The following is a 14,350-nucleotide window of genomic DNA, read 5'->3' as shown; positions in this document are numbered from 1 at the left end:
TCACGGCTGTTCCGTTGCCGCGGCACTTCTACAAATGACGCGTCAACTATTTGACCAGACTTGGCAATCATATTCTTCTTTTCTAATTGCTTGTTAAACTGTTTAAATATCTTTTCCGCTAGCCCTTCCTCTCTAAAGCGTTCTTTATATAGCCATACAGTTTTTGCATCTGGCATATGGTAAAGTGTATCGTCACCTGATACAAATCTTTCAAAACTTCGCCTGTCCTTCAGTTAAAATTCCATCTGGTCATCCGATAGATTATATAATCGCTGTAAAACAAGAACTTTAAACATCATTACTTCATCAAATGGTTTTCTTCCAGCATTCCTGATATTATCTGGATTCTTTGCAGGTCTAATTCGCTTCAAAGTCTTTCTAAATGATTCACAATTTATCTTCTCACCTAAAATGATTAAAGGATCTCGAAGATCTCTTAATTCTTGCAATCTATCAAGCTCATCAAACAATCCACGTTGTCTCATCATTTACTCCAGCTCAAATAATCTTTCTATGGATTATTTTTGCAGAATCAATAATAGTCAATTAATTTATATGTTTACTTAATAAATAGAGGTTCCCATAACTTAAAACAAATAATAGGCAAGAGGTAGCTATGGAAGCGCCAATTGTTAAAATTTGTATGCAATTCACCCGTTAAACGCTTCTTTTAGGATTAGTTATAGATTTCACACTGGATACTACTATAGATGGAGCTTATTGCGACAAACTTGATGATCTTGATTTGTAATAGTTCAGATAACATCCGACATTCCGCTGCGATGCAGCCTGAATGATATACTTTATTGCCTAGTCAAAGGGCCATCTGCTGATATCAAGCGAGGACTCGATATTCTCCTCTATGTTATCGGGTAGGGCCGGGAAGAAGTCTATGCCCGTGATCTCCTCAAGAAGATCAATTGAGACAACGTAGGCCTTGAGGCTATTGTTCGATTTCTTATTCGGCAGGATGAAGGCTATCCCCTTTAGGCCCGGCTCCCTGTAATCGAGAATGGCCTTGTAATAGAATCTCGGCACTGACACCCTGTTTGGGCCTATTGTGGTGAGACCGCACTGTAGGATCCCAGCGGTGACTATATACAACTCCTCGTTTTGATAGACCCATGACCTCACCTGCTCTTCCAGCCTCTTCCAGATGCCTCTATTAAACCCGGGCCTCTGGGGGCTCATGTTGCTCATGTAAAATGATTCGGACATGGTTGTCCTTGAACGCTTCATATCCGCGGCAGGGACCAGGTGACCCCTGTCATAGCCTGAGCCCTTATAGTCGCTCAATGACGCTGAGCCTGTTTTTACTGAAGAATCGGCACGGAAATTGTTTGTTCTCTTTATGCCGCCTCGCAGATCCCCGGCGGTCAGCTTATACGCGACCCATTCAGCCTGCTCATGCTCTTCACTGTATTTCAGAACATAGGCGCTGTGCCTTATTATCTGCGCATTGGAGGAATAAAAGGGTATTTCAATTGATTGAAGGCTTTCCGCCGGGCTTTGCCCTGCCAACAGGCTTAACTTTAATACACAGATAACGGATATGATAATCACAGACATGATCCATTGACGGCTTTTTGACGGTCTTTTCATATAAATTATTGATCTCCTATCTATTTTTTTATACTTATCTGTATATTATTTGATATTAGCAATAAAAAAACGAATTGAATTATTAAAGAGTTTAGATACTTTATATTGAATAAAGTATGTATATCCCTCTATATGAGTTGAGGTATGCGACGTGCCCGTCATACACGAGGGCTAAACAAATGAATACAAACTGTATAAAATTGAACTTATGAAGAACGAAAACAAAGGGCATGTGCTGACTATGGGAAAAGAGAGACAGACAGGAGCAGACCCCCTTTTGGGGGAAAAGGAAACCTATGATAGCTCACGCATACCGTCTCTTATAGGATGTTGCGCCCAATTGCGATAGGGCAGCAACAGACATATCCCGCAAACCAAGGCTATTCTTTGCGGTTGGGGGATGGGGTTTTTCTTCATAAAAAGAGATAAAAAACATACGCGCAAATAGCAGCAGTAGGCTCTGTGAATATGTGGTCAACCCATGTGGACATATAGAGGAAAAAAGACAAGTGTTGTCCACATATTCACAGAGCTGTCGCCTAAGGATAGTTCTTGTTTTCTGTATCCAGAAGGTTAACTGTTATCAACATATGAGCTTCAATACTTGATACTTTATTATAAATAAATATTATTTATGGTATAAGGATGCTGCCGTAGGCTCCCGGGTTGGTTCCGTTCTCACCCAGACCAATAGCAGGAGTGCCAAACTCCAATGAAAAGTTTTTATTTATAGGGTCTTTCACTAGCGGATCTTCGGTGATCTTTTCATCCAATTAATATTGAACACGTTGTCTGATATATTATCAACCTCTATTTTAGGACTTTTGAGGATGTATCGAAGTGCATTGATTAAAGGAAGTTTAATATCCTCGCATTCTATCATATGAAAAATAACATATCTACCATTTATATATTTCGAGTAATAATAAGGCAGGGGTTCAATTTCAGGACCCTTTTGAGTTGTTTTGCAGTAATAGGAACATATAGTGAGAATAATAAGAGAGGCTATTATATTTTTATTAGTTAAATGTTGCATCAATCTTTCCATTTAGCTTATATTATCTTATTTATGCCGTTACTGAAATAACTATTTTTGCATCACGAGGTTCAGAGCTTTGAATAATCAATGTTCATTTTTTTTAGTTGCTTTTTAATGTGAATGACATCAAATCCTAGTAAGCTCGTTTCTGGCCAGTCGTGCCCTTTTAATTTGAGGTATCTACCTTTTCTAAATTCTGTAGGTTTGTATTTAAAATTAATTTTAATGTTTGAAATTGATTCTTCTATCCAGAGCCCATTGCCTCCTGAATTAACCTTAAATTTAATAGTGAACGAATCGGGATCAGTATTTTTTTTATTGTAGAGACAGTTAACGTAGTGATCCCAGAAAACATCCATATCTTCATTTCCATCGAACGGTTTGCCAGCTCCAGATGGCTTAGCTTGCTCTGTTATAGTATCAATTTTCTCTACATTTGCCATTTCAGTATTAGGAGGAGCTTTTTTGTCCGGATAAGCAAAATTTTTTTTTATGCTGTGAGGTCGGGTGGAATATTAGCGGGACACTGATAAAGAGTAGTAGCAGCGTCTTAAAAATTTTCTTGAAAATATCAATAATGATTTCCCCGATGATGTCCGCGATGATTGCGATGGAGACAGGATGTCGTAAAATCTTTGTCGCTACGTTAACCGTTGTCTTGGGGATCTTTGTGATAGCCTCATCTGATTCAGGTCTAGGTCGTTTAGGACCAGTTATTTGAGTCTTCAGTCGACTTTTCTGTCCATTATGTTTTACAATCCCCACAAAGACCACCCCTCTTTTTTTTATCTAATCTTATCGTTACATTGTAATTACCTTTCTTCTAACTACTAATTCTAATAAACCAAGGCTGCATTAAAATGAAAAACAAAAAAACGAAATCAGATCAGAAGAGCTAATCAATCTTTTCAAAAATGGTATAAATGGGAGATATAAAACTGAAAAATATTTCAGCAATAATCGTGATATACTTAAGGATGATATATATAGATGGCTAAAATTACTTATTAGAGAAGATAAGGGAAAGGTATTCAAACCAGGATATACATTATAAGTAAAAACTCTAGTAGAGGCCTTAAATAAAGTCTTGAAAGAAGGTATGACAGACAAAATTCCAGAGAGCAGCGTAAAGACCATCGTATGGGCTCTTAAAGCTAATCTTATACTTGATAATAAAAAATCATATAATAATTCAGCTTGTATACCTGATGGAAAAATAGGGCATACCGAGGAATACCTTGATATTAGCAAATATACACAAGAGGAAAAAGATAAATATCATACAATTCTGGCAGGCGTTGTGGAAAATGTAGAAGAAAAAGATCTTATACTAGGAGAAAGTATTCATAAATTGGCAGAAGGAAAGCTTTTTAAACAAAATGATATAAATAAAAAAATGCATTTTATACGAAGACTTATAATTAGAGAAAAAGATGAAAAATATTACTTTTTTGCCTGGGAAGGATTTTTTATAAGAGCAGATGAAATTGATGAAAATCATGATTTAGTTAGAATCTTTAAAGAAAAACAAAAACAACACGAAGAAGACGCAAAGGATATTTTACAATCTGATGGAACAATCAAACAGGTGTTTGCAAAAATAAGAGAGAAAAAAATCTTATTTAGAGGAGAGATAGCTAAAACTCACAATAATATTTTATATTATAATTGTTATCATATATTCAGCATGGGGAACTTTCTCAATAAAGCATTTGATACTATCAAATCAATTATTTCAATTTATGGCTTGAAAACAGAATCAAAAGGGGAGATAGCTTATAAAGAATTTAACAAATATTTAATAAAATATAAGGGCGAAGAGATAAATAAAGATAAATTTTTATGTCTATGCAAGGACGTTGGGATCAATATAGGTGATATAAATAGATTTGATAATAATTCTACTCTATTACATATAAATCAATCACCATATTTAACGGTTCTTTCTTACGCATACAATGCATCTTCAAATAAAAGAGAGCCATTTCTACTGAACATATTATTTATCAGTTCTGATGATATATCTATCATTACAAGACCACTATCTTTTAATAAAAACCTATCAGGATTTGATAAGATAACCAAATAAATCAAACTTTTATATATTGCATTTGTTCTAAAAGGGGCATTCCACTGCGCTACCGGCCTTGTTCCGCATGATGCCTATGAGATAGCTCATCAAATATAAAGATTCTGCGTATTCCTCTTCGTTTTAACCGGAATGACATGCGCAAAATAGTGTAACCTAACCATTTAATTTACTACTGTTTTCGGCATTTTGCCGGAATTAAAATATTACTTGTAATTATAATCATGTGTACTTTAGTATAATTACAAACTGGTTTTTTTATGAGAGAATAATATGAATAGCATAAAAAAAATTTTTTCAGAAGCTGAATCCTTACCAATTGATTTAAAAACTCAACTTATTGAAAAACTACTTAATAGCTTAAATCCTTCCAAAAAAGAAATTGATAAGCTATGGTCCAAGGTTGCTGAGACAAGAGTTGGGGAAATTAAGAGCGGAAAAGAAAAACCTATACCAGGTGAAGAGGTCTTTAGAGAAATTCAAAAGCATTTTTCAAAATGAGATATTCTTTTCATTCTTCAGCTAAGAAAGAATTGATCGAGGCTGTAAATTATTATAAAGGATGTTTAGAAGGTCTTGGTTTGGAATTTACGAAAGAAGTATATTCTACCATTATTCGGATCATCCAATTCCCAGAAGCATGGTCAAAGTTATCAAAGAATACAAGAAGATGTCTCACCAACCGTTTCCCATATGGAATCATTTATCAAAAAGTGGAAGATGAAATATACATTATTGGAGTAATGCAGATGAATAGAGAGCCATACTATTGGAAAGATAGATTATAACGGGCATAGAAGTCATAAACGCCGCATCTTGTTCCATTTCTCAGCTGCATTTCACCACGATAGTGGCAGGTTTACGCAGGAACATCCGATTCCACAGCGCTAAGAGAAACGCCGACGGCTCTTCTAATATCCTCAACAACAAACCTGAAATAGTCCTTTAGCGATGATCTGCTCTCTGTGTTCTTGAGCGAATAGCGAAATTCATTGTTTTCCCAATCAAAACTGTATGATCTCAGATGCTCAAGGCAGTGTTTAAAGCGGTACTTGAAGTATTCGCTAACCTGAACATTTATCGGCTTTGTTAAAATCCTGATGCCCAGGGCTTTGTTGCCGGCCTTGTTCCGCATAATGCCTATGAGATAGCTCATCTTTCCCTGCTTGCCCTTATCGTTTGCTATCCGCAGCGAATCCGCCGTCTCTTCCAGGGACAGGTTGTATTGGGCTGCGTTTTTAATTATCCAGTAGAGCGTATTTTTTAGATATCTCGGTAAGTCATCTATGCAAAATTCGTTAAAGAGAGATATAAATTTTAAATCTTTTTGTGCTAATACTATTAGATTAGTAAAATTATAGTTGTTTATAGTATTAAGGGTGTGCGGTTTATCCGGGGTGCCCTGTGCGGATATTTCCGGATAGGGTGTGCAGTTTTTTCCATATACCTCGTGATAACCAGCTCCCCTTGTTGCGGATAGGACTGATATATCCGGCTCTTTGTTATGTGTCACTTTTTCCGGAGGGGCTGAGTTGTGAAGGCTCAGCTTCTCCGCGTCCTTGGGATAGCTTTTTATAAACTCGTTCCTGCTGCAGAAGAATGAGCCGTCCTTTAGAAGGAATTCATCCGGATTGCCGCCCTGGAATAGCGGTATTACCCTGCCCCATCCGTTTACTATGGTTGTTATGTATTTCAGGCTCTGGTATGACTTACCCTCATCATTATCCTGCGCTGGATCGCTGCCCTGTGAGCCTGTATCCATGGGATTGCTATGCTCGCTATCTTCAATATCACTGTCGCCGTGCTGTATCCCGGGATCTTCGTGTTTGAGGCCTGCGGATTCCTATGTTGTACTATCGAATGCAGGGATCTCTTCAGGTGTGTGGTCAATGATGCCCTTTGTGAATAGGAGCATATCATAGTATGATGATATCTCCTCTGGCTCGAGGCAGCATTCCCCTGTTTTGTATACATAATTACATAGGCCTGGATCCATATAGAAGGTTGCCATTACGCTTGAGAGATCATTCATCTACCAATGATTGGATTAACATACACTATGTAAAAGGGATCAATAGCATCTGTTCATAGGCTCCAGCATATAGATGGTCTTAGGTATGATAAGTGAAAAGGAGTGTGCAATTCTTACTATATAATTCCCCACTATACTATCTTTAAATTAGTATCGTGGTCTACAAAAAATCCAAAAAGAATAAATGTCAATTTCTCTTCAATTACTTATAACTTCACATTAGTCACAATCTGTGATTGCAAATCAAATACAAAATGGGACTATAACTCTGCCAACATCTTCAATATCCTGAAGGTATTTTCTATTTTGTATACCTTTCCTTATAAGCATCAAGGACAAAGGTCCCCTGTATCTGATTTACCCATTTCATGGGTGTTCTAATCTTTGTAATATTATCCAACCTACCCTGCTCCTTTAACCGATGAAATATATCGTACCATGCGCATGGGATTTCCTTATCAACTTCACACTTACCATCTTGTGTACCACCACAGGGACCGTTAAAAAGGCTTTTTGCGCATCGAGTCACAGGGCAGATTCCACCGGTATAGGCCAACTGGCAATCGCCACAGGATCTACATTTTTCCTCATACCATCCAATATCCCTATTTACACCAACAAAGGTTGTGTTTAATGTAGGATAAACCGGCTTATCCTGAAAGCGCTCTGCTATAAACTGAACACCAGCTCCGCAGGCCATGGAAATAATGGCATCATATTTATCTTTTAAATGATCAAGCTCTGCAATAAACTCAACCTCACATTGACGTTCAACTGTATATCCATCAATCTCAATCCTTTTATTATCTTCCTTAAAGGATAAGCGCAATTCATCATTCAGAATATCCACTTCCCTCTGCCCGCCAGCAAGGCATACTGCTGTACATCCTGCACATCCCACATTAAGGATCTTATTACATTCCTTGACCATTTCCTTGATCTCTTCTAAAGGTTTCAACTTTGCAATTACCATTTATTCCTCCATAATAAATTCAATTAGACCTATTTTTTAGGATGACATTCCCCACATAGACGGGGGCCAGTTTTCTTACCAGCTTTAAATAAACTCCTATGACAACCCAGACATTGCTTATGAAATGCCTCCATAAGATTATAATTGCTACCCGAATTTCCAGTATGACAGTTAGCACACTTTATCTTGGGATTCCCCTCCTCAAGCTCATCCTCATCCAGTATATTCTTCCCATTCTGATATTGATGATGACAATCTATGCAGCCAAGATCGCCCTCCATATGTATTCCATGAGGGAATTCAACCGCTGATCGCTGTTTTCCTTTAAAAACATCAGAATTTTTTAGAATAATCATTTCGGGCTGTGCCGTGATAATAGATATACATAAGGCAACTATACTGATAATAAAAAATATTGTTAAAAATCTTTTCATAATATCGACTCCACTCTAATGCAACTATTCTGTTTTTGCCCCTCTGGCATCAACATCATATCTCTCATATACACCCTGTGTACGGCAGATTGTCCTTGCCCAAGAGATCATCTTTGAAATATCTATTCCAAGCGGGCAGTAACATCGCCCACAAAGAACACAATTTCCCCAAATAAGCTCCTTCATATTTCTTAAATCATCATGCTCCAACCTACCCTTCTTCTTGAACATCCTACCAAGGGAATTGATAGCCTTATAAGATGGCATATATTTAGGATCCTTTTTGTTTCTGTACAAAAAACAGCTGTCAGCGCAAAAGCCACATGAGGCACACACAGATAGAAAATATTTCATCCTCTTCTTTTGATCCAACATATTCTTAATCTTACTATTATCAATCAGCATTTCTTTATGTTCAGCCATTACATACTCCATTTAACAAACTGTTTTATTTCCAGATTCGAGTTCCTCCTCGAAAGCTGTATTCGCTTCCAATAAAAAAGCGGACAAAAGAGAAAAACACCATATGTCCCAACTTAGTTAAACCGATGGAAATCAACATCAGTTCACCCGCAATTATATGAATTGTAATAATTGTTTTGTAATCAATTAACTGATGATAAGCGAGGTATCCGGTTAAAAAGGGAGCGATGGTGATTAATAAAAGCAGATAATCATAAACACTTGTTACAGATCTTACTCTTGAAACAAAAATTCTACGAATAAGAAAAATAAATGCGCATAGGAGAAAAATAATTGTTAAAATATCTGTTGTAGATTCTGCAAAGGAACAAAGACTAACATTCCATGACTGGAAAAGAAGGATATTGTGTCCCATAAGAAAGATTGGTGTGATAATTATACATACATGGAAAATGGTTGTTAATATTACAAGAAAGGGTTCTGATTTTAGAATTGTGCCCCGCAGTTTTAGGCGCATGTTTTCAATGAGACTCACAGAAAAAATGAAGGTAACAACCTCTTTAAAGTAATTTATTATACTTTTTTTCTGTTTTTCTATTTTTTTAGTAAAATAAATATTTTCTTTAATTGTGGTTACGCTGAGTAAACGAAAGATTTGATAAACAAGACCAAATATGACAATTATAAAAGTAATCCACATCATAGGGCCGCGAACGAATTCGTACATATTATCCTCCTGAATATATAGAGCAATATCTAATATTGTCACTTATTCTGTCAACAAAATTAACAACAAAATTTTACCTGAAAATAAATATCCTTAATTCAAATTTGAATTAAAGAGAAAAAAAATATTTATTCAGCTATTGTTATCAGTAAACATATGTAATGTTAGATATAAAAGTACGCGCTAATACCCCCATTTTCATCAACTACTATAGCTTTCAGATATAATACACACTTTTTCCCTTTATTTTTTGACTATTTCCTAGAGAATTATTATCTTAGCTTGGTATGTGCAGAATATAATTTGATGAATTCTACAATTCACTAAGGGGGGCAGGGATGAGAAGCATTCAAATTAAATTAGTTAAATTCAACTATTTTATTATTTCTATTCTTATAATACTTACTTCATCTTATTGTAATCAAAAAAATCTATGGAATAGCATCAACAAGGCTTCTCTTGATAAAGAAATTACTTCCTTTAATTTTTCTACATCAAAAAATAAGGCATTATCGTCAGATATTATTGGCATAATTAATGAATCAACGGTTAACGCCATTGTGCCCTTTGGGACAGATATATCATCTTTACGTCCTGATATTATAATATCCGGTCAATCGATAAATCCGAAAGACGGGGCATCCATAGACTTTACATCTTCGGTCAAATACACTGTTACTGCCGCAGACAATAGCAAAAAGGAATATACCATCACAGTGGATATTGCTCCAAATCATGCAAAGGATATTCTAACATTTAGATTTCTTGCATCAGAGAATTTGGCACTAAATAGTAATGTTATTAGTATCATTGATAATACAACAGTTAACGCTACAGTCCCCTTTGGCACTGATGTTACACACCTGAGACCTGATATTACCATCTCTGGTCAATCAATCAATCCTTCTGATGGGGAGTATGTCAATTTCACAAATCCTGTTTCATACATAGTAAAAGCAGCAGATGGAAGCATCAAAAAATATACTATCACATTGGATATAGCTCCAAATCATGCAAAGGATATTCTAACATTTGAGTTTCTTGCTTCGGAAAATTCATCATTAGCCGCGGACGTCACTTGCACCGTAAATAATTCAACAGTTAACGCCATTGCCCCCTTTGGCACAAATGTCACAAACCTGAAGCCTGATATTACCATCTCTGGTCAATCAACCAATCCTTCTGATGGGGAGTATGTCGACTTCACTAATCCGGTTACTTACATAGTAACAGCGGCTAATGGAACCACTAAAGAATATACCATCACATTGGATATAGCTCCAAATCATGCAAAGGACATTCTGACATTTGAGTTTCTTGCTTCGGAAAATTTGGTATTATCAGAAAATGTAGTTGGAAGTGTACATGATTTTACGGTCGAAGCCATTGTCCCTTTTGGCACAGATGTTACAAACCTGAAACCTGATATTACTATCACTGGTCAATCAATCAATCCATCTGATGGGGAGTATGTCGACTTCACTAATCCGGTTACCTATGTAGTAACAGCAGCTGATGGAGACACAAAGGGATATACAGTAATTGTAAATATAGCTCCAAACGATGCAAAGGATATTCTAGCCTTTGAGTTTCTTGCCTCGGAAAATTTGTCATTATCAACAGATATTGTATGTATGGTTAATGAATCAACGATAAACGCTACAGTACCATTTGACACAGCAGTTTCATCTCTGAGACCCAATATTACTATATCCGGCACATCGATAAATCCTTCCGATGGAGAGCCAGTTGATTTTACTAATCCAGTTTTATATACTGTAACAGCCGCGGATAGTAGTGAAAAGGAATATACAGTCTTTATAGATATTGCACCAAGTGACTCAAAAGATATTATAACCTTTGATTTCCTTGCTCATGAAAACATGTCATTATCATCTGATGCTATTGGCATAGTGACTAATTATGCGGTAAATGTAATAGTGCCTTTTGATACAGATGTAAGCTCTCTGATACCAGATATCATTATTTCTGGTCATTCAATAAATCCTTCTGATGGGGAGTCAGTTGATTTTACTAATCCGGTTTCATACATAGTAAAAGCCGCGGATAGCAGTACCAAAGAATATACTGTTACAGTACAAATCGAAGCGCCTAAAGCCTGGAAGCTGCCCTCTGGCCCTACTGACAACATCAGCCCTGATAATAATGATGCTACCAATCCTCAGATCGCAATGGATAATAATGAAAATGCAATTATTGTATGGGAACAAGAGAATAGTAGCGGCATACTACAAATATTTAAAAGCGAATACAGAAGCAAAATATGGACACATCCTGTTAATCTGAATGATAACATCAGCCCTGATAATAATGATGCTACCAATCCTCAGGTCGCAATGGATAATAATGAAAATGCAATTATTGTATGGGAACAAGAGGATAGTAGCGGCAACACACAAATATTTATGAGTGAATACAGAAGCAAAATATGGACACATCCTGAAAACGTTGAAGACAACATCAGTCCAAATACTGAACATGCTATTAATCCAAGGGTTGCGATGGATAATACAGGAAATGTTATGATTGTATGGGAGCAAAAGGATAATAGCGGCAAACTACAAATATTCAAAAGCGAATACAGGAGCGGAATATGGACACATCCAGCAAACCTGGATGACAACGTCAGTCCAAATACTGAACATGCTACTAATACAAGGGTTGCGATGGATAATACAGAAAATGTTATGATTGTATGGGAGCAAAAGGATAATAGCGGCAAACTACAAATATTCAAAAGCGAATACAGGAGCGGAATATGGACACATCCAGCAAACCTGAATGACAACGTCAGCCCTGATTCTGAAGATGCTGAACATCCACAGGTCGCTATGGATAATAGTGGAAATGCTATGATTGTATGGGAGCAAAAGGATAATAGCGGCAAACTACAAATATTCAAAAGCGAATACAGGAGCGGAATATGGACACATCCAGCAAACCTGGATGACAACGTCAGCCCTGATTCTGAAGATGCTGAACATCCACAGGTCGCTATGGATAATAGCGGAAACGCTATTATTTCATGGCGGCAATTAGACTCCTCCCATAACTGGCAAATATTCATGAGTGAATATAGTAGTGGCACTTGGAAACATCCAGCAAACTATGATGACAATATAAGTCCAGATAACGAGGATGCCATGTATCCCAGGATTGCAATGGACAATGGGGACAATCATATTATTGTATGGAGACAAGATGATGGTTCAAGTTATCAAATATTTAAAAGCGAATATAGAAACAGAACATGGACACATCCAGCAGATATCAATGATAGAATTAGCTCTATAAGTGGAGATGTTTCAGACCCAAATGTAGCCATGGATAATATTGGCAATACAGTAATCGTCTGGTCACAATCTGATACCAGCGATGACCAAATCTTCATTAGCGAATACAGATAAGGAAATAATGGTATATTGCTCTAATTCGCTAATATGTAAACGTATTGCCCATTAGGATGGCATATGTAAGGCACGCTCCCTATTTTCAAAATGTAATTGCTCATAAGGCAATAAAGCAGAAAGGGGGCATTAACTTTACACTAATGCCATTCACTTGAATGCTCAGGCGCATACAGGGGAATGACATCTTTCAGCAGTTATCAAGATGCCATGCTTCACTTTGAAATTATAGTTAATCTATCTATGTACACTGCTTAAGTCTTAAATCAGCCAAAACCTACCAACATTCCATCCCAGCCTATTGAATCATATAGGGACAAGGATTGAAAAGCATATGGTAAATGGATCGGCACTGGCAAAATTTCTCACCAGCCCAACTCGATAACATATAGGAGAAGATCGAGTCCTTGTTTGATATCATGGTGAAAAGCTTTATCTGGTTAGGCGATTATCAAAGGTATAGCTTTCAACGCGTGAAATGGCAACATTATTTATTTCCGGATGGATTGGATTGATAAGCACATTAGATTCATTCTCAACAATAACTGAAGGGATACGAAGCAAGAGCGAGTCCCTTGATAAAACCCAATCAGTTCCCAACTCAGCTAATCCCGGAGGCGCGGGATAATCACGCCAATTGAGAGGCAAATCATCTATTGAAATGAGTTTGGGAATTATGTCATCAGGTATTTCAATGCAGGCAATGCTTAAACCGGTTGGTATGATAGATAGAGGAACATGAACCAGATATTCTAATGTTGCAAGGGATCTGCTTTCTGAGGTATAAATAACGCCATAACCCTTACGATTCCACCTCCCTCCGTATGCTTTCGCCCCTGAGCCAGTCAAGTCATTGATGTATCGTGTCTTTGCGATGCGAAAAACCTGCATCAAGAGAACACGCCATGCTCAATTCTTCCAAGTTCATCTAACACCATCTCCATGCCAAACCTTGAGCTTAATAGACTTATTGATGTTCTATTTGATAAGGCGGCGTTAGGCTGAGTCATCCATGAAATAAACTTATCTTTATCCTCAAATACTTCAACACCTTTAGCAACAACCTCAGCAATCTGCAAAATTTGTTCTGATACAACACGATTAAAATGCTTATCAGGGGCGTACCTCTGTATTGTGCGTTCAGTAATGGGCAGCAGTTCAGCTATCTGACTCATTGAAAGGCGCAGGTATTTAGCAAGATGAAAAAGGGCATTCTTCGTAATACCAGTGTTACTCAATTCTATTAAGTCTATTTTATTCTGTATTTTCTTTGGTATGACTTTAGGGCCGCCTAATATCTTTGCTATATTACATAGTTCCATTTATTCCCTCGCAATATGGTTTACGACATTTGTCATAAAAATAAAGAAATTTGTCATTCTTGTCAAGGTTTTTTTATAAATTCTCATGACAATTGTTATTCTCCTGTAAGCATGAGTGCAGGTTTTAGGGAGGCAGGAGTCTCTCTAGTATAGAATCGTGATGAGATTCCTGCATTCGCAGGAATGAGTGTGAGCCGAAGTGATATCGAGCTAAGTCACAAACGATGAAAATTCTACCTGTGCGATGCCGTAATCGTACAGAAATCGTATCTCGAATTCCA

General features: G+C 37.0%; 16 protein-coding genes. 4 read left to right on the top strand and 12 right to left on the bottom strand.

The genetic code is table 11. The annotated features are described in order from the left end of the window. Window positions 1-233: 233 nt before the first annotated feature. From SVZ03_11555 to SVZ03_11540, 4 genes are all read right to left on the bottom strand, one after another. The gene (locus SVZ03_11555; GenBank protein MDY6934838.1) at window positions 234-488 is read right to left on the bottom strand and encodes a transposase; all 255 of its coding nucleotides are present in this window, start codon (window positions 486-488) and stop codon (window positions 234-236) included. A 322-nt stretch (window positions 489-810) separates the two neighbouring features. Next, the gene (locus SVZ03_11550; GenBank protein ID MDY6934837.1) at window positions 811-1,602 is read right to left on the bottom strand and encodes a DNA/RNA non-specific endonuclease; all 792 of its coding nucleotides are present in this window, start codon (window positions 1,600-1,602) and stop codon (window positions 811-813) included. A gap of 1,107 nt (window positions 1,603-2,709) precedes the next feature. Beyond that, on the bottom strand, window positions 2,710-3,084 hold the full coding sequence (locus SVZ03_11545; GenBank protein MDY6934836.1) for a hypothetical protein: 375 nt from the start codon (window positions 3,082-3,084) through the stop codon (window positions 2,710-2,712). A 7-nt stretch (window positions 3,085-3,091) separates the two neighbouring features. Continuing rightward, window positions 3,092-3,406, bottom strand: a complete 315-nt coding sequence (locus SVZ03_11540; GenBank protein MDY6934835.1) for a hypothetical protein — start codon at window positions 3,404-3,406, stop codon at window positions 3,092-3,094. A 334-nt stretch (window positions 3,407-3,740) separates the two neighbouring features. Between SVZ03_11540 and SVZ03_11535 the strand changes: the two genes are divergently transcribed. The 3 genes from SVZ03_11535 to SVZ03_11525 all read left to right on the top strand — a co-directional run bounded on the left by SVZ03_11535 (window position 3,741) and on the right by SVZ03_11525 (window position 5,518). Next, the gene (locus tag SVZ03_11535; GenBank protein MDY6934834.1) at window positions 3,741-4,730 is read left to right on the top strand and encodes a hypothetical protein; all 990 of its coding nucleotides are present in this window, start codon (window positions 3,741-3,743) and stop codon (window positions 4,728-4,730) included. A 273-nt stretch (window positions 4,731-5,003) separates the two neighbouring features. Further along, window positions 5,004-5,231: an addiction module protein gene (locus tag SVZ03_11530; GenBank protein ID MDY6934833.1), complete on the top strand. Its 228-nt coding sequence runs from the start codon at window positions 5,004-5,006 to the stop codon at window positions 5,229-5,231. Continuing rightward, entirely contained in the window at window positions 5,228-5,518 is a 291-nt protein-coding gene (locus tag SVZ03_11525; protein MDY6934832.1) for a type II toxin-antitoxin system RelE/ParE family toxin, read from the top strand. Before SVZ03_11530 ends, SVZ03_11525 begins: the two co-directional genes overlap by 4 nt. A gap of 71 nt (window positions 5,519-5,589) precedes the next feature. On the opposite strand, the gene SVZ03_11520 is transcribed toward SVZ03_11525, so the two are convergent. The 6 genes from SVZ03_11520 to SVZ03_11495 form a co-directional block, all read right to left on the bottom strand. After that, window positions 5,590-6,492, bottom strand: a complete 903-nt coding sequence (locus tag SVZ03_11520) for a hypothetical protein (protein ID MDY6934831.1) — start codon at window positions 6,490-6,492, stop codon at window positions 5,590-5,592. Window positions 6,493-6,573: 81 nt separating this feature from the next. Then, on the bottom strand, window positions 6,574-6,762 hold the full coding sequence (locus tag SVZ03_11515) for a hypothetical protein (protein ID MDY6934830.1): 189 nt from the start codon (window positions 6,760-6,762) through the stop codon (window positions 6,574-6,576). 301 nt (window positions 6,763-7,063) lie between these two features. Further along, window positions 7,064-7,735: a methylenetetrahydrofolate reductase C-terminal domain-containing protein gene (locus SVZ03_11510; protein ID MDY6934829.1), complete on the bottom strand. Its 672-nt coding sequence runs from the start codon at window positions 7,733-7,735 to the stop codon at window positions 7,064-7,066. 29 nt (window positions 7,736-7,764) lie between these two features. Next, window positions 7,765-8,169: a cytochrome c3 family protein gene (locus SVZ03_11505; protein ID MDY6934828.1), complete on the bottom strand. Its 405-nt coding sequence runs from the start codon at window positions 8,167-8,169 to the stop codon at window positions 7,765-7,767. 24 nt (window positions 8,170-8,193) lie between these two features. Continuing rightward, window positions 8,194-8,592, bottom strand: coding sequence for a (Fe-S)-binding protein (locus tag SVZ03_11500; GenBank protein MDY6934827.1), 399 nt, complete (start codon window positions 8,590-8,592; stop codon window positions 8,194-8,196). A 25-nt stretch (window positions 8,593-8,617) separates the two neighbouring features. Continuing rightward, the gene (locus tag SVZ03_11495) at window positions 8,618-9,319 is read right to left on the bottom strand and encodes a hypothetical protein (GenBank protein MDY6934826.1); all 702 of its coding nucleotides are present in this window, start codon (window positions 9,317-9,319) and stop codon (window positions 8,618-8,620) included. A gap of 338 nt (window positions 9,320-9,657) precedes the next feature. On the opposite strand from SVZ03_11495, the gene SVZ03_11490 reads away from it, so the two are divergent. Beyond that, window positions 9,658-12,747, top strand: a complete 3,090-nt coding sequence (locus SVZ03_11490) for a hypothetical protein (protein ID MDY6934825.1) — start codon at window positions 9,658-9,660, stop codon at window positions 12,745-12,747. A gap of 432 nt (window positions 12,748-13,179) precedes the next feature. Here the strand turns inward: SVZ03_11490 and SVZ03_11485 are convergent, their stop codons facing one another. Next, the gene (locus SVZ03_11485; GenBank protein ID MDY6934824.1) at window positions 13,180-13,638 is read right to left on the bottom strand and encodes an RES family NAD+ phosphorylase; all 459 of its coding nucleotides are present in this window, start codon (window positions 13,636-13,638) and stop codon (window positions 13,180-13,182) included. Further along, the gene (locus SVZ03_11480) at window positions 13,638-14,069 is read right to left on the bottom strand and encodes an antitoxin Xre/MbcA/ParS toxin-binding domain-containing protein (GenBank protein MDY6934823.1); all 432 of its coding nucleotides are present in this window, start codon (window positions 14,067-14,069) and stop codon (window positions 13,638-13,640) included. The genes SVZ03_11485 and SVZ03_11480 overlap by 1 nt, the downstream gene beginning before the upstream one ends. Window positions 14,070-14,350 lie beyond the last annotated feature (281 nt).

This window comes from Spirochaetota bacterium (assembly GCA_034190085.1).
Classification (GTDB): domain Bacteria; phylum Spirochaetota; class UBA4802; order UBA4802; family JAFGDQ01; genus JAXHTS01.
The sequence above is the reverse complement of the archived record's forward strand: the minus strand, read 5'-3'. Positions and strand labels throughout refer to the sequence as shown.